Source organism: Streptomyces sp. NPDC044003 (genome assembly GCF_056435185.1).
Genome location: NZ_JBWKFA010000009.1, coordinates 313,140 through 336,458, shown reverse-complemented (window position 1 = coordinate 336,458; position 23,319 = coordinate 313,140). Strand labels below are relative to the sequence as shown.

General features: G+C 73.0%; 20 protein-coding genes. 14 read left to right on the top strand and 6 right to left on the bottom strand.

The annotated features are described in order from the left end of the window. The first annotated feature begins 98 nt into the window (after positions 1-98). Positions 99-965 (top strand): D-alanyl-D-alanine carboxypeptidase family protein, encoded by an 867-nt coding sequence (locus AC07AW_RS31750; RefSeq protein WP_478818941.1) that lies wholly within the window; start codon positions 99-101, stop codon positions 963-965. A gap of 111 nt (positions 966-1,076) precedes the next feature. Here the strand turns inward: AC07AW_RS31750 and AC07AW_RS31745 are convergent, their stop codons facing one another. Then, complete coding sequence (locus tag AC07AW_RS31745) at positions 1,077-1,334, bottom strand: DUF6332 family protein (RefSeq protein WP_478818903.1); 258 nt, start codon at positions 1,332-1,334, stop codon at positions 1,077-1,079. Between the two features lie 71 nt (positions 1,335-1,405). Beyond that, positions 1,406-1,954, bottom strand: a complete 549-nt coding sequence (locus AC07AW_RS31740) for a GNAT family N-acetyltransferase (protein WP_478818902.1) — start codon at positions 1,952-1,954, stop codon at positions 1,406-1,408. 137 nt (positions 1,955-2,091) lie between these two features. Between AC07AW_RS31740 and AC07AW_RS31735 the strand changes: the two genes are divergently transcribed. The 7 genes from AC07AW_RS31735 to AC07AW_RS31705 all read left to right on the top strand — a co-directional run bounded on the left by AC07AW_RS31735 (position 2,092) and on the right by AC07AW_RS31705 (position 10,785). Further along, a complete protein-coding gene (locus AC07AW_RS31735; protein WP_478818901.1) occupies positions 2,092-2,556 on the top strand; it encodes an N-acetyltransferase family protein in 465 nt (154 codons plus the stop codon). Between the two features lie 349 nt (positions 2,557-2,905). Then, entirely contained in the window at positions 2,906-3,157 is a 252-nt protein-coding gene (locus AC07AW_RS31730) for a hypothetical protein (RefSeq protein ID WP_478818900.1), read from the top strand. A gap of 122 nt (positions 3,158-3,279) precedes the next feature. After that, positions 3,280-4,086, top strand: a complete 807-nt coding sequence (locus AC07AW_RS31725) for a biotin/lipoyl-containing protein (RefSeq protein ID WP_478818899.1) — start codon at positions 3,280-3,282, stop codon at positions 4,084-4,086. A gap of 182 nt (positions 4,087-4,268) precedes the next feature. After that, complete coding sequence (locus AC07AW_RS31720; RefSeq protein ID WP_478818940.1) at positions 4,269-6,386, top strand: NHLP family bacteriocin export ABC transporter peptidase/permease/ATPase subunit; 2,118 nt, start codon at positions 4,269-4,271, stop codon at positions 6,384-6,386. 1 nt (position 6,387) lies between these two features. After that, a complete protein-coding gene (locus AC07AW_RS31715) occupies positions 6,388-9,324 on the top strand; it encodes an NHLP bacteriocin export ABC transporter permease/ATPase subunit (RefSeq protein ID WP_478818898.1) in 2,937 nt (978 codons plus the stop codon). Positions 9,325-9,385: 61 nt separating this feature from the next. After that, a complete protein-coding gene (bla, locus tag AC07AW_RS31710; protein WP_478818897.1) occupies positions 9,386-10,330 on the top strand; it encodes a class A beta-lactamase in 945 nt (314 codons plus the stop codon). Between the two features lie 44 nt (positions 10,331-10,374). After that, positions 10,375-10,785 carry an SRPBCC family protein gene (locus tag AC07AW_RS31705; RefSeq protein ID WP_478818896.1) on the top strand — a complete coding sequence of 137 codons (411 nt, stop codon included), beginning with the start codon at positions 10,375-10,377 and terminating at the stop codon, positions 10,783-10,785. A 31-nt stretch (positions 10,786-10,816) separates the two neighbouring features. Here AC07AW_RS31705 and AC07AW_RS31700 read toward each other — a convergent pair whose 3' ends face one another. Both AC07AW_RS31700 and AC07AW_RS31695 read right to left on the bottom strand, forming a co-directional pair. Beyond that, a complete protein-coding gene (locus AC07AW_RS31700; protein WP_478818895.1) occupies positions 10,817-11,326 on the bottom strand; it encodes a hypothetical protein in 510 nt (169 codons plus the stop codon). Further along, entirely contained in the window at positions 11,323-12,237 is a 915-nt protein-coding gene (locus AC07AW_RS31695; RefSeq protein WP_478818894.1) for an arginase family protein, read from the bottom strand. Before AC07AW_RS31695 ends, AC07AW_RS31700 begins: the two co-directional genes overlap by 4 nt. A gap of 99 nt (positions 12,238-12,336) precedes the next feature. Here AC07AW_RS31695 and AC07AW_RS31690 point away from each other — a divergent pair, with 99 nt between their 5' ends. Beyond that, entirely contained in the window at positions 12,337-12,978 is a 642-nt protein-coding gene (locus AC07AW_RS31690) for a CGNR zinc finger domain-containing protein (RefSeq protein WP_478818893.1), read from the top strand. 22 nt (positions 12,979-13,000) lie between these two features. Here AC07AW_RS31690 and AC07AW_RS31685 read toward each other — a convergent pair whose 3' ends face one another. Then, positions 13,001-13,606: a TetR/AcrR family transcriptional regulator gene (locus AC07AW_RS31685; RefSeq protein WP_478818892.1), complete on the bottom strand. Its 606-nt coding sequence runs from the start codon at positions 13,604-13,606 to the stop codon at positions 13,001-13,003. A 94-nt stretch (positions 13,607-13,700) separates the two neighbouring features. After that, positions 13,701-14,987 (bottom strand): amino acid deaminase/aldolase, encoded by a 1,287-nt coding sequence (locus AC07AW_RS31680; protein ID WP_478818891.1) that lies wholly within the window; start codon positions 14,985-14,987, stop codon positions 13,701-13,703. 173 nt (positions 14,988-15,160) lie between these two features. Between AC07AW_RS31680 and AC07AW_RS31675 the strand changes: the two genes are divergently transcribed. The 5 genes from AC07AW_RS31675 to AC07AW_RS31655 all read left to right on the top strand — a co-directional run bounded on the left by AC07AW_RS31675 (position 15,161) and on the right by AC07AW_RS31655 (position 23,256). Continuing rightward, the gene (locus AC07AW_RS31675) at positions 15,161-16,483 is read left to right on the top strand and encodes a D-arabinono-1,4-lactone oxidase (RefSeq protein WP_478818890.1); all 1,323 of its coding nucleotides are present in this window, start codon (positions 15,161-15,163) and stop codon (positions 16,481-16,483) included. Between the two features lie 152 nt (positions 16,484-16,635). Next, positions 16,636-18,033 (top strand): MBL fold metallo-hydrolase, encoded by a 1,398-nt coding sequence (locus AC07AW_RS31670; protein WP_478818939.1) that lies wholly within the window; start codon positions 16,636-16,638, stop codon positions 18,031-18,033. Between the two features lie 191 nt (positions 18,034-18,224). Continuing rightward, positions 18,225-18,809, top strand: a complete 585-nt coding sequence (locus tag AC07AW_RS31665) for a rhodanese-like domain-containing protein (protein ID WP_478818889.1) — start codon at positions 18,225-18,227, stop codon at positions 18,807-18,809. Then, complete coding sequence (locus AC07AW_RS31660; protein ID WP_478818888.1) at positions 18,806-19,660, top strand: sulfite exporter TauE/SafE family protein; 855 nt, start codon at positions 18,806-18,808, stop codon at positions 19,658-19,660. The genes AC07AW_RS31665 and AC07AW_RS31660 overlap by 4 nt, the downstream gene beginning before the upstream one ends. 119 nt (positions 19,661-19,779) lie before the next feature. After that, on the top strand, positions 19,780-23,256 hold the full coding sequence (locus AC07AW_RS31655; RefSeq protein ID WP_478818887.1) for a hypothetical protein: 3,477 nt from the start codon (positions 19,780-19,782) through the stop codon (positions 23,254-23,256). Positions 23,257-23,319 lie beyond the last annotated feature (63 nt).

The following is a 23,319-nucleotide window of genomic DNA, read 5'->3' as shown; positions in this document are numbered from 1 at the left end:
TCTTGTAGGCGCCGGGTCCGTGAACGGCACCGTCCCAGGACCCGGACGACATCGATTCCTACCAAGGGCAGAAGACTTTGCTGACTCCCACTCTCGGCCTGCGCAGCGCCGTGACCGTCTCACTGACGGCCTCGGCCGTCCTGGCCGGCGGCCTCTTCGCCGGCCAGGCGCAGGCCGCGCCGTCCGTCCCGTCGATCACCGCCCCGGGCGGCTTCGTCATGAACAACGGAACGGGTGCGACGCTGTACGGGAAGGCCGCGGACACCCGCCGGTCGACCGGCTCCACCACGAAGATCATGACCGCGAAGGTGGTGCTGGCCCAGCCGAACCTCAACCTCGACGCCAAGGTCACGGTCCAGAAGGCCTACAGCGACTACATCGTCTCCAAGAACGCCTCCTCGGCCCGGCTCATCGTCGGGGACAAGGTGACCGTCCGGCAGCTTCTCTACGGCCTCATGCTGCCGTCGGGATGTGATGCCGCCTACGCGCTGGCCGACAAGTTCGGCACGGGCTCCACGCGGGACGCCCGCGTCAAGTCGTTCATCGGGAAGATGAACGACGAGGCGCGGAGGCTCGGTCTGCGGAACACCCACTTCGACTCGTTCGACGGGATAGGGGGTGGGCAGAACTACTCGACGCCGCGCGATCTGACGAAGATCGCCAGCAGCGCGATGAAGAACTCCACGTTCCGCACCGTCGTCAAGACGAAGTCCACGACGCAGAAGGTGACCACGAAGAGCGGTGGTTACCGGTACATGTCGTGGACCAACACGAACAAGCTCCTGAGCACGTACAGCGGCGCGATCGGCGTGAAGACCGGTTCGGGTCCGCAGGCCAAGTACTGCCTCGTCTTCGCGGCCACTCGCGGCAACAAGACGGTCATCGGCACGGTGCTCGCCTCGCCGTCCGAGGCGAACCGGGCGGCCGACGTGAAGAAGCTGCTGGACTACGGCTTCGCCAGGTAAGGCTCACCGACGGGTCCGGCCCGCCGTCAGCCGCCTCCCGTTCGGCGGGAGGCGGTGCGGGCCGGCCCGTGGTCGGACGTACCGCTCAAGGGGACGCACCCTCGTGATGAGTCAACGCCCCTGACGGCGAGCCGCGTCGAACGTGACCAGCACCCGCACCACGCGCCACACGGCGGCGAGTCCGGCCAGCACCGTCCCCACCGTCACCAGTGCTCTCCCCGCCGGTTCGGAGACGCCGACGAGCAGGGCCGGCACCAGGAGCACGCCGAACACGAGGGCGGCCAGGGCAGCGGCCGTCACCAGGGCGAAGCCGATCTCCACTGTCATCGCGTCCTTCTCCCACCGCGACTCCCGCCCCATGTCCTCCATGCTGCGAGTCTCACACAGTTCGCCGCAGGTGACGCCGCGTCCGCCCTCGTTCAGCGTTCAGCGTTCAGCGTTCAGCGGGACGGCGTGGCCGAGGAACGGACGCCGAACCACTGCTCCGCGCCGTACTCCTCGAACCGTTCGACCTCGGTGAACCCGAGCTTCGCCGCCAGGCGCATCGCGCGCTCGTTGGCGGTCTGGGTGGAGAGCACCACCGGTTCGCCGGGAAGCGCGGCGGCGAGCCAGTCGAGAGCCGCCTCGCACGCCTCGGCGGCGTACCCGTGCCCCCACGCCTGCGGCAGGAACATGTAGCCGAGTTCGTGCTCGCCGGCTTCCTCACGGACGTGCCCCGGACGCTCCGCGTCGCGCCGGTCAAGCGTGATCATGCCGATCATCGCCCCGTCGAGATCGATCACGAAACAGCCCGGGCGTCGGCCGGGCACCTCGGGCATCGCGCGGTCGAGCTCCTCGCGCGGCCGCGCGCCACCGACGTAGGTGGCCACCTCCGGCGAGGCGAACAGGTCGATGAACGCCGCGCGGTCCCGGGCCTCGGACCCGCGGAGCACGAGCCTTTCGGTCCGTATCGGGGCAGGCGGCCAGGTGTCAGGTCCGAGTTCAGTCATGGCGGGCAACCTATCCCACGCCCGGGCGAGGGATCCGTAAGAAATCGCCGTCTACTGAACCGGGGTTCAGCGGCGAAACCACGGCGTGATCCACTTGCCCGGCACCGCAGGGAGCGGTGCGTGAGGAGCGTGAAGCAATGTCCGACACCGCCGCCGTCGTGGTCCGCCCGGTCCAGGAAGGCGACTTCGACCAGTGGCGTGCCCTCTACCGGGGGTACGCCGACTTCTACCGGGTCGAGCAGACCGAGGAGGCCGCGCGGCTCGTCTGGTCCTGGATCCACGACCCCGGTCACGAGGTGGAGGGCCTGGTGGCCGAGGCCGCCGACGGCCGGCTCCTCGGGCTCGCCCACTTCCGGCCCTTCGCGCGCCCGCTGTCCGCCACCGTCGGCGGCTGGCTCGACGACCTCTTCGTGGACCCGGCGAGCCGCGGCTCCGGTGTGGCGGACCTGCTGCTCGGCGCTCTGCGCGGGATCGGGGCCGAGCGCGGCTGGAGCGTCGTCCGCTGGATCACGGCCGACGACAACCACCGCGCGCGCTCCAAGTACGACCAGGTGGCCACGCGCACGATGTGGATCACGTACGACATGGCCCCCGAGGCCTGACGGGCCGTCCGGCGCCGCGCGCGCCTGCCGGAAACCTGCACAACGTGTGCGTGTGGAGGGGCGGGGCCTTCACCTTTCCCCGACAGCGCGGGGTTCGGGGCCGCCCGGACGACACCCTTCTGTCCGTTTAGGTTCCCTGCGCGAGGCGGGTCGGCCGAATCTGTTACTCGGATCCGAGGAGAACGTGTCGGCATTCGGTGAAATTGAATGCACGGCCGCTTCCCGGGGTGCAGAAGAACCCCCGCCGCAGCGTCAACCGAATTTCTCCGGTCAGTCGTTCACGTGATTTGATCAATCTCGCTGCGGCCGCAGAAGACGGATTCCCCCCCATGAACGAAGGGTGCGCATCATGCGTCACGACCTTGAGACCGTTGAGATCTCCGACGCCGACCTCGACGCCGTTTCCGGCGGTCTCGTCACCGTCTCCGGCGGCCTCGCCGGCGCCCTGACCAACGACGTCACCAACGTGCTCGGCACCGTCGGCTCCCTGCAGACGGTCCAGGGCGTCGAGGGCCTCGTCTCCGGCGTTCCCGGCCTGGCCGCCGGCATCACCGGTGTCTCGGTGAACACCGCGGGCATCACCGGCATCGCCGGTATCTGAGCCCCACCACGGCCGTGAACCCCGGAACCATGCCGGTTCCGGGGTTCACGGACACCCCCGAGCCCGACCGCGGAAAACCCGACCGCGGGAATTGCGAGAGAATGCAGCAGAAGGAATAGTCCGTGCAGTTCCGCCGCAATGCGCTTTCCAAGCTGCAATCCCCCGAAGAACTCGACGTGCCCGTGCGTTTCGCGCGCCCGCAGGGCCGTCTCGTCCTCGCCGTCACCGTCGTCGTCATGGCGGCCGCGTGCGTCTGGGCCCTCACCGGCACGGTGACGTCCAAGGTGAACGCTCCCGGTCTCCTCACCCACGCCGAGGGCACCTATCTGCTGCAGAGTCCCGTCGCCGGCCAGGTCACGGAGGTCCTCGTCGACGAGGGCCGGTCCGTCGCGCCCGGCGCGCCCCTGCTGACCGTCCGTACGGACCGGGGCGACCGGCCCGTGCGCGCCGTCGCCGGCGGTCGCGTCACCACTCTGCACGCCAGGCTCGGTTCGGTCGTCACCGCCGGCGCCGATGTGGCGACGGTCGAGCGTGTGACCGACCCGGACGCCCCTCTGGTGGCCGTCCTGTACCTGCCGGGCGACACCGCCGCCACGATCCGCGTCGGCGCCTCGGTCGACCTCGGCGTCCAGTCCGCCCCGCGCGAGCGGTTCGGCGTGCTCCGGGGCCGGGTGACCGCCGTCGGCAGCACCCCCCAGACGCAGGCGCGGCTGGTGTCCTTCCTCGGCGACGCCGGTCTCGCCGCGCGGTTCTCCCGCCAGGGCGATCCGGTCGCTGTGCTGGTGGCCCTGGACCGCTCCCCCGCCACCGCCTCCGGATACGTCTGGTCCTCCACGGACGGGCCCCCGCACGCCCCCGCGTCCGGCACGCCGGTGACCGGCGCCGTCCATCTCGCCGCGCAGCGGCCCGTCGACTGGCTGCTGCCGTGAGCGCGGCACGAGGAACCACCCCGGCAGGGGCCCGGTCCCGCGGCAGGGCCCGGACGACGGCTCGCAGGCTCCCACCCGCCGCCGTGCCCGAACCCCGTACCCCCGCCGGCCGTCCCCGGCGCCGTACACCCTCCGCCAAGGGCCGACGGCCCCGGGCCGTCCGCACCCCCACCGTGCTCCAGATGGAGGCGGTCGAGTGCGGCGCCGCCGCCCTCGCGATGGTGCTCGGGCACCACGGCCGGTTCGTCCCGCTGGAAGAGCTCCGCATCGCCTGCGGCGTCTCCCGCGACGGGTCCCGGGCCGGGAACCTCCTCAAGGCGGCCCGTGGTTACGGACTGCAGGCCAAGGGCATGCAGATGGACCTGGCCGCGCTCGCCGAGGTGCGCGCCCCGGCCGTCCTGTTCTGGGAGTTCAACCACTACGTCGTCTACGAGGGCACCGGCCGCCGTCTCGGCCGGCCCGGCGTGTACATCAACGACCCCGGCAGCGGCCGCCGGTTCGTCCCCATGGACCAGTTCGACACCAGCTTCACCGGCATCGTGCTCACCTTCGAACCGGGCCCCGGCTTCCGCCGCGGCGGGAGCAGGCCGGGTGTCCTCGCCGCGCTGCCCGCCCGGCTGCGCGGCACCTCCGGCACCATGGCCGCCGCGGTGGTCGCCAGCCTCCTTCTGGTGGCCGTCGGCGCGTGGGTGCCGGCCCTGAGCCGTACGTACATCGACATGTTCCTCATCGGGAACCAGACGTCCCTGCTCGGCGTGGTCTTCGCGGCGATGGCGACCGCCCTCGTGCTCACCGCGACGCTCACCGGCCTCCAGCAGGCCAATCTGCTGCGGGGGCGCGTCATCGCCTCCACGCTGGGCAGCGCCCGTTTCCTGCGGCATCTGCTGCGACTGCCGCTCGCGTTCTACGCCCAGCGCAACCCCGCCGACCTCGTCCAACGTCTGCAGTCCAACGACGCCGTCGCCGAGACCCTGGCCCGCGACCTCGCCGCAGCGGCGGTCGACGCCGTCGTCGTCCTGCTCTACGCGGTACTGCTCTGGACGTACGACCCGCAACTCACGGTCGTCGGCGTGCTGATCGCCCTGCTGAACGTCGTCGCCCTGCGTGTCGTCATCCACGTGCGGGCCACCGGTACGCAGAAGCTGCGCGCCGAGAGCGCCCGGCTGACCAACACCGCGTACAGCGGACTGCAGCTCATCGAGACGATGAAGGCCACGGGCGGCGAGGACGGCTTCTTCCGCCGCTGGGCCGGGCAGCACGCCACCACCCTCGACGTGCAGCAGCGGCTCGGTGTGCCGAGCGCCTGGCTGGCGGTCGTCGCGCCCACGCTCGCCGCGCTCAACAGCGCGCTGATCCTCACGATCGGCGGTCTGCGGGCCGTGGAGGGGCATCTCACCGTCGGGCTGCTCGTCGCCTTCCAGGCCCTCGTGACCGGTTTCACCGCACCGATCACCCGGCTCAACGGAGTGGCGGGCCGCATCCAGGACTTCGCGGCCGACGTCGCCCGGCTCCGGGACGTCGAGGACTTCCCCGTCGACCCGGTCCACACCCGGCGCGCCCCGCACGCCCCCACCCGGCGGCTCACCGGCCACGTCGAACTGGACGGCGTCACCTTCGGCTACAGCCCCCTCGACGCCCCGCTGCTCAAGGACTTCTCGCTCACCGTCGGCCCCGGGCAGCAGGTCGCCCTGGTCGGCGGCTCCGGCAGTGGCAAGTCCACCGTCTCGCGGCTGATGTCCGGCCTCTACACCCCCTGGGAGGGCGCGATCCGCATCGACGGGATGCGTCTGGAGGACATCCCGCGCAGCGCCCTCGCCGCGTCCGTGTCCTTCGTCGACCAGGACGTCTTCCTCTTCGAGGGGACCGTCCGCGACAACGTGGCGCTCTGGGACCCCTCCGTCACGGACGAGGCCGTCGTCAGCGCCCTCCAGGACGCCGCCGTGTACGAGGAGGTCGCCCGCCGCCCCGGCGGCATCCGCAGCCGCGTCGAGCAGGACGGCCGCAACTTCTCCGGCGGCCAGCGCCAGCGCCTGGAGATCGCCCGCGCGCTGGTGCGCCGCCCCAGCGTCCTGATCCTCGACGAGGTGACCAGCGCCCTCGACGCGGCCACCGAAGAGATCGTCATCGACAACCTGCGGCGGCGCGGCTGCGCCTGCGTGGTCATCGCCCACCGGCTGAGCACCGTGCGCGACAGCGACGAGATCGTCGTGCTCGACCGGGGATCGGTCGTGGAGCGCGGACGCCACGAACAGCTCGTCGCGGCGCGGGGCGCGTACGCCGGCCTGGTCAAGGAGCACTGACGTGACCTTCCCCCACCCGCCCGCCGACCTCGCCGGCGCACGGCACGGCGGCGTCCCGGACCCGGTCGTCGCCGCCCTGGGCGCTCTGGGCGACGCGGTCGACTGCGCCGGGCTGCGCAGTGTCGCCCTCGAAGGCCCGCACGTCCTCTGGCTCGTCGTCGACGGCGCGATGGATCTCTTCGCCGTCGACGCCGCACGGCTCGGGCCCTGGCACTCCCTGGGCCGCGTCGAGACGGGCACGCTGCTGCTCGGCCCGGTCGACGGCCCCGCGCACACCCTGATCGGCCGCCCTGTGCAGGGCTGTGTGCTGCGCCGCATCGAGCTGCGCGAACTGCCGTACGGGGCCGGGCAGGCGTACGGGGAGCAGCGGTACGGGGAGCAGGGGTTCGGCGGCCGGTGGTACGAGGGCCAGTGGTACGCGGACGGCTGGTACGAGAACCAGGGCGCGTACGGCATGCCGGCCGAGGTCCCGCCCAGCCCCCTGGAGCACGCCTTCGCGCTCGGCATCGGGCGCGGTCTCCGGGTCCTGTACCAGGCGGCCCTGGACGACGCCTCCGGCGCGGCCGACGGCGACGTCCTCTGGATGCGGGTCAGCCCCGGCAGCATCGCGTACGGAGCGGCGTACGAGAGCCAACAGAGTCACGGCCACGGGTCCGGCACGCTCCTGATCGACCCCGCGACCTGGCAGGGCATGGTGGACCAGCAGTACCGACTGCTGTACGCCCTGGACGACTGGATCGAGCAGCTGGAGCGCGACCACGAGGACCGCGCGGCCGCGGGGATCGAGGCGGGAAAGGCGGCACGCACGCGCGCGGACCGCACCCTGCTCGCCTCCATCGGCCGCTCCGGCGGCACCTCCCCGGCGGATCGTACGGGCGACGACGCGACCTATGCCGTGTGCCGGGCCGTGGCCGACGAGGCGCGCATCGCCCTCGCGGAACCGGCCGCCGTCGACGCGGAGACCGGACGCCACGACCCCGTCGAACGCATCGCGCTCGCCTCCCGGATCCGGACCCGTGGCGTGCGGCTCGGCGAGCGCTGGTGGCGCGAGGACTGCGGCCCGCTCGTGGGCCACCGCGCGGCGGACGGAACACCGGTCGCCCTGCTGTGGCGGCGCGGCCGTTACGTGGCCTTCGACCCGGCCACCGGTGAGCGGGAGCGCGTCGGCCGGGCCTCCGCCGAGGGGTTCGCGCCGCGGGCCGTCATGTTCTACCGGCCGCTGCCCGACCGGCCGCTCGGGGTGCTGCGCCTGCTCCGGTTCAGTGTCCGCGGCACCCGGGCGGAGCTCCGCGACCTGCTTCTCGGTGGGCTCGTCGCGGTCGCGCTGGGCGCCCTCGTTCCCGTCGCCACGGGCAAGGTGCTCGGCGCGTACGTGCCGGCGGGCGAGACCGGACTCATCGTCCAGGCCGGCGCCGCGATCATCGCGACCAGCGTCGTGTCGGCCGCCTTCATGCTGCTCCAGAACACCGCGATCCTCCGCATGGAGGGCCGTATCGAGGCCACGCTCCAACCGGCCGTCTGGGACCGCCTGCTGCGCCTGCCGACGACGTTCTTCACGGGCCGCTCGACCGGTGAACTGGCCGGTGCCGCCATGGGCATCAGCGCCATCCGGCGGGTCCTGTCCGGCATCGGCCCGGTGGTCGTCCAGGCCGGCACGGTGGGCACGGTGAACCTGGTGCTGCTCCTGGTCTACAGCGTGCCCCTGGCCCTCGTCGCGCTCGCCCTGCTGCTCGCCACGGCCGCCGTCTTCCTGGGTCTCGGCCTCTGGCAGCTGCGCTATCAGCGACAGCTGATCCGGCTCGGCCACAAGCTCGACAACCAGGCCTTCCAGACCTTGCGCGGTCTGCCGAAGCTGCGCGTGGCGGCGGCCGAGAGCTTCGCGTACGCCGCCTGGGCCGGTCAGTTCGCCCGCACCCGCGAGCTGCACCGGCGCGTCGGGCGGATCAAGAACGTCCTCGCGGTCCTCGGGGCGGTGTGTCTGCCGCTGTGCACGCTCGTGATGTTCGCGCTCCTGGCCGGTCCGGCCCGCGGCAGCCTGACCGCGAGCGAGTTCCTCACCTTCAGCACCGCCGTCACCATGATGCTGTCCTCCGTCACGCAGCTGACCGGCGCGCTTCTCTCGGCCGCTGCCGTACAGCCCATGTTCGAACAGATCAGGCCGGTGTTCCGGGAGACGCCCGAGGTGCGCGGCTCCAGCGCCGCGCCGGGCGAACTGACCGGCGCGATCGAGGCCGAGAACCTCTCCTACCGCTACACCGAGGACGGCCCGCTGGTCCTCGACGGGGTCGGTCTCCGGGTGCGGCCGGGCGAGTTCCTCGCGATCGTCGGGGCCAGCGGCTGCGGCAAGTCCACGCTCCTGCGGCTGCTCATCGGCTTCGACCGGCCGGCCTCCGGGACCGTGCGGTACGACGGGCAGGACCTCGCGGCCCTCGACCAGGCGGCCGTGCGGCGCCAGTGCGGCGTCGTCCTCCAGAACGCCCAGCCGTTCTCCGGCTCCGTCCTCGACTGCATCCGCGGCGCGGGGTCGTACCCGCTGGAGGACGCGTGGGCCGCCGCCGCGATGGCGGGCCTGGCCGAGGACATCAAGGCCATGCCCATGGGCATGCACACGATGCTGACCGACGGCGGAGGCACCGTCTCGGGCGGGCAGCGCCAGCGGCTGATGATCGCCCAGGCGCTCATCCGCAGGCCCCGCATCCTGTTCTTCGACGAGGCGACCAGCGCCCTGGACAACGAGGCACAACGGACCGTCATCGAATCGACGCGCGCGCTGAACGCGACCCGTGTGGTGATCGCCCACCGCCTGTCCACGATCATGGACGCGGACCGGGTGATCACCATGGCGGACGGACGCATCGTCCAGGAAGGGACGCCCGCCGAGCTCCTCGCCGACACGAGCGGGCTCTTCCACGAGCTGGTCCGGCGCCAACTGGGCTGAAACCGGATCGGCCGTCGGGGCGTGTACACCTAGGACAGTGATCATCGTGGAAGGAGACACCTTGCACACCGAAGGACCCCGCCCGTCCCGCCGTACCGCACTCACCCTGGGCGCCGGAGCGGCACTCACGGCCGCACTCGCCCTGAGTGGCGGAACCGCGCAGGCCTTACCGGAACCGGGCGGCATCGTCGCGCGGCTCAGGCGCCTGGAGCAGGAGCACACCGCACGGCTCGGCGTGTTCGCCCGTGACATGCGCACGGGCAGGACCGTGGCCCACCGGGGACACGAACGCTTCCCGATGGCCTCCGTGTTCAAGACGCTCGCCGCCGCTGCCGTCCTGCGCGACCTCGACCACGACGGCGAGTTCCTCGCCCGGCGCGTCCACTACACCCAGGCGTACGTCGAGAGGTCGGGCATCTCGCCGGTCGCGGGCCTTGCCGTGAACGTCGCGGGCGGCATGACGATCGCCGAGCTCTGCGACGCCACCATCCGCTTCAGCGACAACACCGCCGGCAACCTGCTCCTCAAGGAGCTGGGCGGCCCCACCGCCGTCACCCGCTTCTGCCGCTCGATCGGGGACCGCGTCACCCGGCTGGACCGGTGGGAGCCCGAGCTGAACTCGGCGGAGCCCTGGCGGGTCACCGACACCACCACCCCGCACGCCATCGGCCTCTCGTACGCCCGTCTCGTACTCGGCGACGCGCTGGAACCCCACGACCGCGAGCGGCTCACCGACTGGCTGCTCCGCAACACCACCAGCACCGAGAAGTTCCGCCGCGGCCTGCCCGCCGACTGGCTCCTCGCCGACAAGACGGGCTCCCCGCGCTACGGCGGGGCCAACGACGTGGGCATCGCCTGGCGGCCGGACGGCACGCCGATCGTGCTCGCCGTCCTCACCACCCAGCCCGAGGCGGACGCCCCGACCGACAACCCGCTGGTGGCCAGGACCGCCGCTCTGCTGGCCGAGGAGTTCGGCACAGGGGCGGATGCGGATCACCGTGTCTGATTCGTTCAAGAGGAAGACGACGCCGGGCCACTAACGTCGATGCCATGACCATCACGGGCAAGGAATCACGTCACCTCAGCATCTGGATCGACCGCACCGCCGCCGATGTCTACGCCTACGCGTCGGACCCGGCCAACCTGCCCGCGTGGGCGCACGGCCTGGGGGAATCCGTCGAGAAGATCGGGGATGCGTGGGTGGCGGACTCCGCCCCTCTGGGGCGCGTGGTGGTCGCCTTCGCGCCGCGCAACGAGCTGGGTGTGCTCGACCACGACGTCACGCTGCCCTCCGGGGAGACCGTCCACAACCCGGTCCGTGTGATCGCCGACGGCCCCCGAAGCGAGGTGGTGTTCACGCTCCGCCGTCAGCCGGGGACGGGCGACGCCGACTTCGAGCGTGACGCCGCCACGGTCACGGCGGACCTGGCCCGGCTGAAGGAGGTCCTCGAGTCCGCTTGAGTGCCGACGCGGAGCGCCGCCGTCGCGTGGGTCAGCGCAGGCGGCGCGCGTCGACCTCCTGGTCGAGGCTCCAGGTGCGGCCGCCGTCGGCCGAGCGTTCGTTGCGCCAGTGGAAGGTGTCGGCGGTGATGTCGGCGAAGGTCCAGCGGACGAGGTCGCCGCCGGCGGCGCGTTCCATGACGATCTCGTCGTCGATCCGGCGGGCGTACATGTGCACCTGGTCGCCGTGGGCGGTGCCGTGGAAGGTGAACCGCCACAGTTGGAGGCGGGGATCCCAGATGCGTACGCACAGACCGCACTCCTCGTCCGGGGCGGGCCCTTGGGCGGGGAGTTCCTCGCGTCCGGGCCGGCGCCAGACGTCCAGGACCGCCCGGCCCTCCAGTGCGTAGCCGAACTCCCATGCGCCGCTGACGCTGTGGGCCGGGGAGCCGTCGGCGGGGTAGTACGTGATCCTGGTCGTCCAAGACCCGGCCAGGCGTCCGAACTGCTCCATCTCGGTGGGGTACAGCGTGCTGGGGCCGTCGGCGAGCAGCGTTCTCATGCGGGCGCCTCCGCGGACGTGAGCGGGCGCAGGGCGTGGGCGAGGCAGTCGACGATGGGGGCGGCGTACGCGCCGTCGGGGTCGAGTTCCGGGTCGTAGATGGCCACGTCGAGCCCTGTCACGCGGCCGGTGGCGGCCAGGGTGGAGACGAGCTCGGCGAGCTGGGGGAAGTCCAGGCCCGGGCGGCCCGGGGAGTCCACGGCGGGCAGGACGCGTGCGTCGAGCACGTCGAGGTCGATGTGGAGCCAGACGCGGTCGAGCTCACGTCGCTCCAGGTGGCGGAGGACCCGTTCGCCCAGTTCGGCGATGCCGATCCGCCGGATCTCCTGGGCGGTGAAGCGGGTGACCGGGGGTGCCTCCTCGCCCTCCTCACGGTCGCCGATCTGGACCACGTCCTCGTCGGCAACCAGCGGCCGGCCCACCACCGGCCAGTGGGTGAGCAGCAGTTCCCCCCGGCCGGTGGCCAGGGCCAGGTCCATTCCGGCCGCCGAACCGAGGGCCGTACCGGCGTCGTGGTTGCCGGGGTGCCGGAAGTCGCTGTGCCCGTCGAGGTGGACCAGGCCGCAGCGTCCGTGGCGCCGGGCCCCGAGCAGGCAGCCGAGCAGGATGCTGCAGTCGCCGCCGAGGACGACCAGGAGCCGGGAGGCGGCGAGCGCGAGGTGGACCGCTTCGCCGAGGCGCAGGGTGTGCTCGCGGAGGGTCACGCCGTTGCGGATGCGGGTCGCGGGCTGCGCGTCGAAGGCGTAGGGCGGGCGGTCGAGCTCCACCAGCCGGTCGGGTTTCAGGCGTGCTGCGAGACCCGCCGACAGCAGGGCCTGCGGGGCGCGCCAGGTTCCTGGCTCGTGGCCCGGCGCGGGCGGTCGCAGGCCGAGGTTCCAGGGGGCCGTGATGAGCTCGACGGCAGCAGTCACGGGCGTCTCCTCACATGCGGGCATCCACGAGGGAATCCAACCGGATAACATCAGTACACTGGTTGGATCGACGGAGGCAAGCGTACGAAAGGCGGTCGCGTGACGGGCAGCATCCGGCCTCACACCTTCAGGGCCCGGGATCTGGTCGGCGGGCACCTCGTCGTCGACCTGGTGAACACGGTCACGGCGCGCGACGCCGAGCCCGTCGACTGGCTCGACGGCTACCCGCGCCTGCTGGAGTGGGCCGCGCTCACCGGGCACTTCTCCCCCGCCGACCTCACCGCCCTGCGGGAGTCGGCCGACGCCGAGCCGGGCCCGGCCGAGTCGGCGCTGGCCCGGATCCGCGAGCTGCGCGAGGCCCTGCACGAGCTGCTCGCGGCGCTGATCCACCAGGACGCCCCGGCACCGGCGGAGGCCGTCGCCCGGGTGGAGAAGGACTGGAAGGACGCGGTCGTCCATGCCCGTCTCACGCTGGACGGGACGACACCGCGGCTGCAGGTCGACGTCGGGTCCTCGGGGCTCGAGTACCTCCGCCACGAGCTCGCCCTGCGGGCCTTCGACCTGCTCCGGGCGCTGCCGCTGGAACGCGCCCGCGTCTGCCCCGGCCGGCGGTGCGGCTGGCTGTTCCTGGACAGCTCCCGGGGCGGCCGGCGCCGCTGGTGCTCCATGGCCACCTGCGGCAACTCCGCCAAGGGCCGGACCCACTACCAGCGGAATCGAGCCGCCGCGCCCCAGGGGTGACCGGGTGACGCGGGCGGCTCGGCTACCGGCCGGGGGTCCGGGGCGCGGCCACTCCGCTGAGGTGTTCGGCGTACTCGTCCAGGGCCGCCCCGGCCTGGTCGTCGTCGCGGTCGATCAGCCAGTTCAGGGTCAGTCCGTCCATGACGCTCAGACCGTAGCGGGCCAGGGCCGGGAGCGGCACGGTCCAGCGGAAGCCCGCGAGGTCGGCGATGGCTTCCAGGTGGTCGCTGTAGACCTTGAGGTAGTGCTGGTACTGGCGGCGGGCGACGTCGGCCAGACCGGGCTGGCGCAGGGCGTACTGGGTGAGCTCGTAGGTGACCATGTGCTCGGCGGGCCGCTCGCGGACCTGGTCCCAGTAGGCGTGCAGCGTGCGGAAGATGATGTCGCGCGTCGAGCCTTCCGCCGGCGACGCGGTGGCGGGGGTGACGCTCCTCAGGGTGATGCGTTCGATCACGCTGTGCAGGAGCTCCTCCTTGGAGCGGAAGCAGTAGTGGAAGGCTCCGAGGGGAAGTCCCGCCTCGCTGACGACGGCGCGGGTGGTGGTCTTGGCGACGCCGTCGCGGATCATCACGCGGATGGCCGCCTCGACCAGCTGCTCACGGCGCTCGTCGGCTGAGCGGCGGGTCATGGCGTCTCCATCGACGGGGTGGGGCGGTGAACCGGATCAACGTATCCCAGCGGCTCCGCCGGCCGGTGATCAGGGCGGCCCGGCGAGCGGCCGGTCACAGGAAGGCCCGGCCCTCGCCCCGGTAGGTCGGTACGACGTCGACGATGCGGTCGCCGTCGACGAGGTGGAGCTCGTTGACGCGTTCACACAGCTCGCCGGCCTTGGCGTGGCGGAACCAGACGCGGTCGCCCATCCGCAGGCCGGCCGCCCCGTCGCCGGTGAGGGGCGTCTGGACTTCGCCCGCGCCTTCCCGGGCGATGAGTCGCAGGCCGGTCGGCCACACGGGCACGGGCAGCCGGTCGGTGCCGGGGGCGCCGGAGGCGATCCAGCCGCCGCCGAGGACGGTGGCGTGGTGCGGGCCGGGACGGCGTACGACGGGAAGGACGAAGTGGGCGGCGGGGTGCGGCCGGAAGCTGCGGTAGTGGTCGAAGAGGGTCGGTGCGTAGAGGCCGGAGCCGGCACCGAGTTCCGTGACGGCCGGTTCGGCGGAGGTGTTCTCCAGGCTTCCGGTGCCTCCGCCGTTGACGAACTCCAGGGCTGTCACGGACTGTACGGCCCGGATGGCGGCGGCGCGTCGTTCGCGCAGTTCGCGGGTGGAGAGCTTCTGCATGAACCGGACGGCGGTACGGCTGACCCGGGAGCCGGGCTGGTTGTCGCCGATGCCGGCGATCTGCCCTTCGTACGACATGACGCCGACGAGCCGGAGACGCGGCCGGGCGGCGACGGCCAGGGCCAGGTCCCGGGCCTGGTGCGGTGCGTGCAGGGGCGAGCGGCGCATGCCGAGGTGGAGGCGTCCGCCGGCCAGGCGCAGCGAGGCGTCGAGGTCGAGGCAGACGCGGACCGTGGGGCCGGTCGGACCGATGGCGTCGGCCACGAGGTCCAGGTGCTCCATGGAGTCGATCATGAGGGTGACGCGGGCGGCGAGCCGCTCGTCCGCTCCCAGGCGCCCGAGTGCGTCCGTGTCGACGGAGGGGTAGCCGACGAGGACGTCGTCGTGGTCCTCGGCGAGCCAGAGCGCCTCGGGGAGCGTGAAGGCGAGGATGCCGCTGAACCCGGGGAGGCGGAGGGTGTCGCCGATGAGGGCGCGGCAGCGGAGGGACTTGCTGGCGAGCCGGATCGGCTTGCCGCCGGCGCGCCGGGTCATCTGCGTGGCGTTGGCGCGCAGGGCCCCGAGGTCGACGACGGCGAACGGCGGCTGGAGGGCGGCCGTCGCCTCCTGGAGGCTCGGAAGCCCGGCAAGGCTCGGGAAGCCCGAGGGGCCCGGGGAACCGGCCGGTGACGGTGGGCTCCCGAGTCGGTGCGGAGCGGGCGTCGTCCGTGTGACATGCGGCTGTTGTGCCATGACCCTGTGGCCTTTCTCCAGACCTGCTCGGCCCCGCAACCGTCCCTTGGACAACCGTCCAAGTCAAGCGTCCTCGACCCTTGACTTGGACGGTTGTCCAAGTCCACTCTGCCGGGAACCGCCGCCCGGACCGGGCCGCGGCCGCTGTCGATCCACCCGAGAGGACTCCGGTCATGACCAGCGTGTGGCGCAACTGGGCGGGAAACGAGCAGGCGCGTCCCGTGCGCGTTCTGCATCCGGCGGACGCCACCGAGGTGGCCGACGCCGTACGGAGCGCGGCCGCGGACGGCCACCGGGTGAAGGCGATCGGCGCAGGCCATTCCTTCAGCCCGGTCGCCGTCGCCCCGGGCGTCCAGCTGCGCCTGGACCGCATGGCGGGCCTGCGGTCGGTGGACCGGGAGACCGGCCTCGTCACGGTCGACGCCGGCATGCCGCTGTGGCGGCTGAACCCGCTGCTCGCCGAGCACGGCCTGGCCATGGAGATCCTCGGCGACATCGACCGCCAGACCGTGTCCGGGGCCATCTCGACCGGCACGCACGGCTCCGGAACCCGCTTCGGAGGCATCGCCACCCAGGTGCGCGCGCTCGAACTCGTTCTCGCGGACGGGTCGCTGGTCACCTGCTCGCCCGACGAGCGGCCGGAGCTCTTCGCCGCCGCCCGGGTCGGACTCGGCGCGCTCGGTGTCATCACCGCGGTGACCCTGCGCTGTGTGCCACTGTTCGCCCTGCATGCGCACGACGCCGCGATGCCCGTCGCCGAGACCCTCGACCGGATCCACGAACTCGCCGACACCAACGACCACTTCGAGTTCTTCTGGTTCCCGCACAGCACGACGACCCTCACCCGCCGCTTCCGGCGGCAGCCGGCCGACGCCCCGCTGAAGCCCCTCGGCGCCCTCGCGCGCCGCCTGGACGAGACCGTCAGCGGTCTCGGCTTCGAGGGACTCAACCGGCTCGGCACCCGTTACCCCGGGCTCGTTCCCCCGATCACCCGGTTCGCGGCCCGGGCGATGTCCACCCGCGAGTGGTCGGACCTGTCGTACCGGATCTTCGCCTCACCGCGTGACGTGCGCTTCCACGAGGGAGAGTTCGCCATCCCCCGCGAGCACGCCGTCGACGCCCTGCGGGAGATCAAGCAGTGCATCGACACGCACGACGCGAAGGTGTCGTTCCCGCTGGAGGTCCGCTTCGCCGCCCCCGACGACATCTGGCTCTCCACCGCGTACGGCCGCGACAGCTGCTACATCGCCTTCCACCAGTACCACCGCATGCCCTACGCCCCGTACTTCGAGGCGTGCGAGTCGATCCTCGGCGCGTACGGGGGACGCCCGCACTGGGGCAAGATGCACGGCCTCGACGCGGAGCGCCTGCGCCCGCGGTACGCACACTTCGACGACTTCACGGCCCTGCGCGACACGCTCGACCCCACCGGCGTCTTCGCCAACCCCTACCTCGACCGAGTCCTCGGCGTAGGACCCGAGGCGAAGCCGGTCTAGTCGGCGACACCGAGGCACATACCTCCCTGCGGTCATGGATACCCGGGGGGGTATTTGACTTTGCTGCGGCACCTTGCTTACGGTCGAGCATGTAAATACCCAGGGGGGTATCTACCTGGCAAGGGATCCCCCCGATGCGTGAAGGGGCTGCCGTGTTCTTCGCCCAGTACTACCTCGACTGTCTCTCCCAGGCGTCGTACATGATCGCCGACGAGCGCACCGGGCAGGCGGTCGTCGTCGACCCCCGCCGGGACGTCTCGGAATACCTCGCCGACGCCGCCGCCCACGGATTCACGGTGGTCGGCGTGATCAACACCCACTTCCACGCCGACTTCGTCGCCGGCCATCTGGAGATGGCGGACGAGACCGGCGCCTGGATCGGCTACGGCCGGCACGCCGAGACCGAATACCCGATCCGCAAGCTCGCCGAGGGCGAGCGGATCTCCCTCGGCGACGTCACGCTGGAGATCCTGGAGACACCCGGCCACACGCCGGAGTCGATCAGCGTGCTCGTGCACGAGCGGGCCGAGGACGAGGTGCCGCACAGCGTCCTGACCGGCGACGCGCTGTTCATCGGCGATGTCGGCCGGCCCGACCTGCTCGCCTCGGTGGGCGTCACCGCCGAGGAGCTCGGCGCGATGCTCCACGACAGCGTGCAGAACAAGCTCATGGGGCTGCCGGACGAGGTGCGGGTCTTCCCCGCGCACGGCGCCGGCTCGGCCTGCGGCAAGAACCTGTCGACGGAGAAGCAGTCGACGATCGGCGAGCAGCGGGCCACCAACTACGCCTGCGCCCCGATGAGCCGCGAGGAGTTCGTCGCCCTGGTCACCGCCGGCCAGTCGGCCGCGCCGGGCTACTTCGCGTACGACGCCGAGCTCAACCGCAGGGACCGGGCCCGCTACGACGCCTCGGCCCCCCGTCCGCTGACCCTCGCCGAGTTCACCGAGCTGCGGGCCGGTGACGCGATCGTGGTGGACGCCCGCGACCCGCAGGAGTTCGCGGCGGGGCACCTGCGCGGCGCGGTGAACGTGCCCGCCGACGGCCGCTTCGCCGAGCAGGCGGGCACCGTTCTCCACCCGGCCGCCGAGCTGGTCGTCATGGCGCCGCAGAACCGGGAGGAGGAGGTCGTCACCCGCCTCGCCCGGATCGGTTTCGACCGGGTCGCCGGCTATCTGCGCAACCCCGAGGACGCCCTGGAGGCACTGGCCGGCGAGGTCTCCCCCGCGAGCCGGATCACCGCCGCGCACCTGCGCACCGCCCTCGCGGGCGAGCGGCCGCCGGTCGTCGTGGACGTGCGCACCTGCGGCGAGCGCGAGGCGAACGGCTTCGTCGAGTCCGCCCTGCACATCCCGCTCAGCGAACTTCCCTACCGTGCACACGAGTTGCCCGCCGACCGGCCCCTGGTCGTGCACTGCGCCGGCGGTCACCGTTCCTCCATCGCCGCGAGCCTGCTGCGGCAGCGCGGCTTCCAGGACGTCTCCGACATCCTGGGCGGCTACGCCGCCTGGGCGCTGACGGAGTCGTCGGCGGCCGAGCCCATCGACGCCTGAGCCCATCGACGCCTGAACCCATCGACGCCTGAACCCATCGGCGTCTGAACCCATCGACGCCTGAACCCCTCGGCGCCAGAGCCCATCGGCGTCTGAGCCCATCGGCGCCTGCGTCCCCGAAGAGCCCTGGGCCCCTCGCACCCTTTTACATACCCCCCTCGGTATATCCGACCGACTCGAAGTGGATTTCCATGAGCGCCACCTCCGCGCCCACCCCCTCCCTCGCTCCCGCCGCCCTGCACCGACTCGTCCAGGAAGGGCGCGCCCCGCGCCTGCTCGACGTGCGCACGCCGGGTGAGTTCCGTACGGCGCACATTCCCGGCTCGTACAACGTGCCGCTCGACACCCTCCGTGAGCACCGCACCGAGCTCCTGACCCACCTCGACGAGGACGTCGTCCTCGTCTGCCGCTCCGGACAGCGCGCCACGCAGGCCGAGAAGGCCCTCGCCGAGGCCGGCCTGCCGAACCTCCGCGTCCTGGAGGGCGGCATCGTCGCCTGGGAGACCGCCGGCGCGCCGGTCAACCGTGGGCCCGAGCGGTGGGACATGGAGCGCCAGGTCCGGCTCGTGGCCGGCTCGACCGTCCTGATCACCGGACTCGTCGGAGTGTTCGTTCCGGGCGCGCACCTGATCGGCACCGCGATCGGAGCCGGCCTGACCTACGCGGCCCTCAGCAACTCCTGCGCCATGGGCGTGCTGCTCTCCAAGCTGCCGTACAACCGTGGGCCGCGCCCCGACATCCGCACGGTGATCGCGGAGCTGCGGAGCTCTTCGTGACCGCCCTGGTCGTCGCCGCCTCCCTGCTCGTCGGCGTCAGCCTCGGCGCCCTGGGGGGCGGCGGCTCGATCCTGACGGTGCCGATCCTGGTCTATCTGGCCGGGCTCGACACCAAGGAGGCGATCGCCACCTCCCTGTTCGTGGTCGGCGTCACCAGCCTCGCCGCGCTGGTCCCCCACGCGCGCGCCCACCGGGTCCGATGGCGGACCGGGCTGCTCTTCGGCGGGTTCAGCATGGCCGGTGCGTACGGCGGCGGGCGGCTCGCCGAGTACATCCCGGGCACGGCCCTGCTCGTCGCCTTCGCCCTGATGATGCTGGCCACGGCGGTCGCGATGCTCCGCAGGCCCCGGGGCGGCCGGGAGACGCGGCGGAGCCCCGGCGATCTCCCTCCGCGGCACATCGCGGTGGAGGGTCTGGCCGTCGGTGCCGTGACGGGCCTGGTCGGCTCGGGGGGCGGATTCCTCGTCGTCCCGGCGCTCGCCCTCATCGCCGGGCTGCCGATGGGCATCGCGGTCGGCACCTCGCTCCTCGTCATCGCGATGAACTCCTTCGCGGGGCTCGCGGGGCACCTCGCGGGCGTCGGGATCGACTGGGGTCTGGCCCTGACCGTGACCGCGGCGGCCGTGGTCGGCAGTGTCGTGGGCGGACGGCTCGCGGGGCGCATCCCGCAGGACGCACTGCGCACGGCGTTCGGCTGGTTCGTCGTCGTGATGGGCGTCTTCGTCCTCGCGCGGCAGCTGGACACGGCCGTGTGGACCCACCCGGCCACCTGGGCGGTCCTCGGGACCGCACTGGCCGGCGCGGTCGCCGTCCGGCTGTGGCGGACCTCGGCCGCCAGGAGCGCGCCCTGAGTTCCCGTACCCGACCTCCCACCCGACCGCTTATCGGCCCGATGAGCGGTCGGGCCCGATAATCGGTCAGCCCGATAATCGGTGGAGGCGGGGACACGCCCTCGCGCACAATGCCCGCGATGATCTCCACTGCCGACCAGCTGCTCGCCGCCCTCGAACCCCTGCCGCACGCCGCCCGGCTCCGGTTCACCGCCGTCACCGCTCACCGGCTCGCCTCCCGGGGCGGACTACGTCCTCTGCTCACCGCCCTGGACGCGCGGGGCGCGTACGAGCGTCGTCTCGCCGCGCTCGCGGCCCTGGCCGCCGGAGATTCGGAGCATCTGGCCGCCCGGCTCGGTGATCCCGACCCCGTGGTCCGTCGGTACGCGCTGCGCGGGGCGCGGCGGCTGCCCGTCGCGGACGCCGCTGTCGAAGCCGCGTACGACGACGCGCCCGCCGTGGTCCGCGCCGACCTCGCACGGCTGCTGCGTGACGGGCGCCGTTCCGAGCTCGCCGAACGGCTGGTGCTCCGGGTCCGCTCGGAGTACGGCGACCGGGACGCGGCCCGTCTGCTGCCGGGGTGCTCGACGGGGTTCACCGCGCGGCTGCTGCCCGAACTCGCCGGGACGCTCGCGTTCGAGGACTGGAGCACGCTGGCCGTCCGCCATCCCGTCGCCGTCCTCGACCATGCGGAACGCGAACTCGCCGGGTCCCCCGAACGGTTGCGCACGCTCTGGTGGAGGCGACATGCCACCGGGATCGCCGCCGCCCTGCCCGCCGCACCGGAGCGGGTGCTCGGCCTGCTTGAGCGGTACGGCCCCGACGACCTGCCCGATCCGGTGCACGACCGGCTCGGCGAGCTCGTCGCGGTCGACGCCGAGCGCGTCGCGCGCTGGTTCGCCGATCCGGGCCGCACGGCCGGGCGATGGGAACGGACACCCGGCCGTGCGGTCATGCGGCAACTGGTGGCGGCGGATCCGCCGTCCTTGCCCGGTCTCGGGGCCCGGTCGTTCAGCCGGGAGGCCTTCGGCGTTCTGCTGCGGTCCGTGCCGCCGGCGCGCCGGCCCGGTTTCGTGGACGCCGTCCTCGACGCCGGGGATCCGCGCAGGAAGCTGCACGCCCACCCAGGGGTGCTCGCCCTGCTGCCGGCCGCCGAGCGGCACACCCGGGTCCGAGCCGCGCTCGAGAAAGCCCGCGCCGAGCGCCACTTGCGCTGGGACGCCTGGGGCCTGCTCGCCCTGCTCCCGGCCGCCGAGGCCCGTCCACAACTCCTTGCGGCACTGCGTACCGATGACGCCGACGAGCGCGGGGTGCTCTGGCACCAGCTGGTCGTCAACGCCGGTCACACCAGTGATCCTGGACAGGTGGCGGAAGTGCTCGCGCTGGCCGCCGGCCGGCTCACCCACGAGCGCGACCCCGTACGCGAGGAGGCCCTGTCCGCCGTCGCCGAACTGTCGGCACCGCTTCTCGTGGCAGCCCTCGGGGCCGGGGCTCTCGCCGGGGGCCGCACCGGGTCCGAATCCCTGGAGCGGCTGTGCCTGGATGCGCTGGGCGCCCGGGACTGCTCGCCCAGGACCCGGGACACGATCCGGACGCTGGCGGTGACCCTGCTCTCCGCCGCCGCGAACGCGCCTGCCGACGCCCCCGCTTCCGCTGCCGCGCGCAGTGCGGTCCTCCTCGTGGAAGCGCTGACCGCTCACACCGGGACGCTGGAACTCGGTCGGCTGGGCCCCGTGGTGCGGGGCGGCGGAGCCGGGGTCCTGCTCGGCGTCCTCGGGCCGTGGCTGGACGGCGCCGTCGCCCGTGGCGACGTCATGCCCCTGCTGGCGCTCGTCGGATCCGCCGGACGGCGTGCGCATCGCATCCCGGAACTCCAGGACCGTCTCGAACAGGCCCTGCGCACCTGCCCGGACGGGGTGTTCGGCGAGGTCGCCGCGGCCTGGCTGGCCGACCCGGCGACCCGGGGCGACCGCGCGGCCGCGCTGCTGGCGCGGGAACCGTCCGCGGCCTTCGTGCCCCAGGTGCTCGCCGTACTCGCCTCGGAACGCACCGACCTGCTGGACCGCGCCCTGCCCGAGACACCGCTCCCGGGCGGGCGGTTCCCCGCGGCCGGCGGTCCCCGGCCGCTGCCTCCCTTCCGTTACGCCGACCGGTGGCTGCCCCGGCAGCAGGAGGCCGCGGTCCGGCTGGCCGCGTCCGTCGTCGCCGATGACGGCCGGGGTCTGGACGAACGTGCCGCGCTGCTCCGTACGGTGGCCCCGGTGCCGGCCTACGGGAGGGCCCTGCTCCAGCGGTACACCGCCCCGATGCCGACCGTGGCCGCGCACGAGAACATGGCGGCGTCCGCGACCACCCCTGTCGAGCCTTCTCTGAGGGCGGCGGCCCTGGACGCGGCCGCCCACACCGACGACCCGGCCGCGGCCCTCGGCGCCCTGCTCGACCATGCGGGCGACGACCAGGCCGCGGCCGCCTGGTCCGCCGCCGCCCGCGCCGCCGCACACTCCCGGCCCAGCCAGGTCACCGCCCTGCTCCGTGACGTACTGACCCGGGAGAACGGGGTGAAGGTCACCGTCAGGAAGGCGGCCGCCCGGCTCGCCGCCCGCCATCTGCCCCCGGCCGCCGCCACAGCGCTCCTGTCCACCGTGGCCCGCACCCCGGGCATCCATCCGGACGTGCACGCCACCGTCGTCGGCCTGACCCCGACGCTGCTGCCGGCCGAGGAGATGTGGGCCCTGCTGGAAGCGGCGGCCGCCGACGGGCCCGACGCCGCCCGGCGCACGCTCCTGGGCCTGGACCCGGCGGACCTGGCCCCGGCCCACCGGTCGCGGTACGGGGAACTCGTCGCCCGACTGGTCCACGTACCCGAGCAACAGGTGGCGGAGAGGGCCTTGCTCGGTCTCCGCGACTGGGCGCAGTACACACCGGCGGCCGGCGCGACCCTCGTCCACGTCTACACGGACCTCGCCTCGCCGCTGACCACCGATCGGGCGGGCTACTGGCTGACGGAGCTCGCCCGGTCCGGACTCCCCCACCCGGTCGGCGGCGCGGAGCCCGGCAGCCTTCTGCACGACGTCGTGGACCGGCTTCTTGCGCTCGTCGCGGCCGGGGAGCCGGAGGGAGGAGGCCGCGACGGGGATCTGCCGGCCCGCCGTCGTCTGCACTCCCTCGTCGGCTCGTCGATCCACGACCACCGGATGTGCACGGCCCTGGCGCGGCAGCTGGCGGCCGAGCCGGCCGTCGCCGCCACCCGCACCGCCGTCCTCGTACGGGCGATCGACCTGGAGGCGCCCGAGCCCGACCTGCTGCTCCCGCTGCGTGAGCTGGCCGCCGCGATCGAGGAACGCCCCGTTCTCGCGGCCCGGGTGGCCGAGGATCTGGAGAAGGCACACCGGTACGGCACTCCGCCCGCCGACCCCGGCGCCGCGCTGAACGCGGTGCGGGTCCTGGGTGACGGCGGCGGGCTCGTGGAAGGCCTCCTCGCCGCCGCCCTCGCCTCGGCCCTCGGCACCCGCCTGGGATGGCCGGAGCCCTGCCGTGCGGCCGTCATGACGCTGCGGCGGCACCCGGACCGGGAGGTCCGGGAGACGGCGTACGCCACGGTCCTGGACGGACGCTGAACGGCGGCCGTCGAGCGCGGGGAACCGGGCTCCACAACCGCCGTCCGGGCGGGCCGCTCCCGA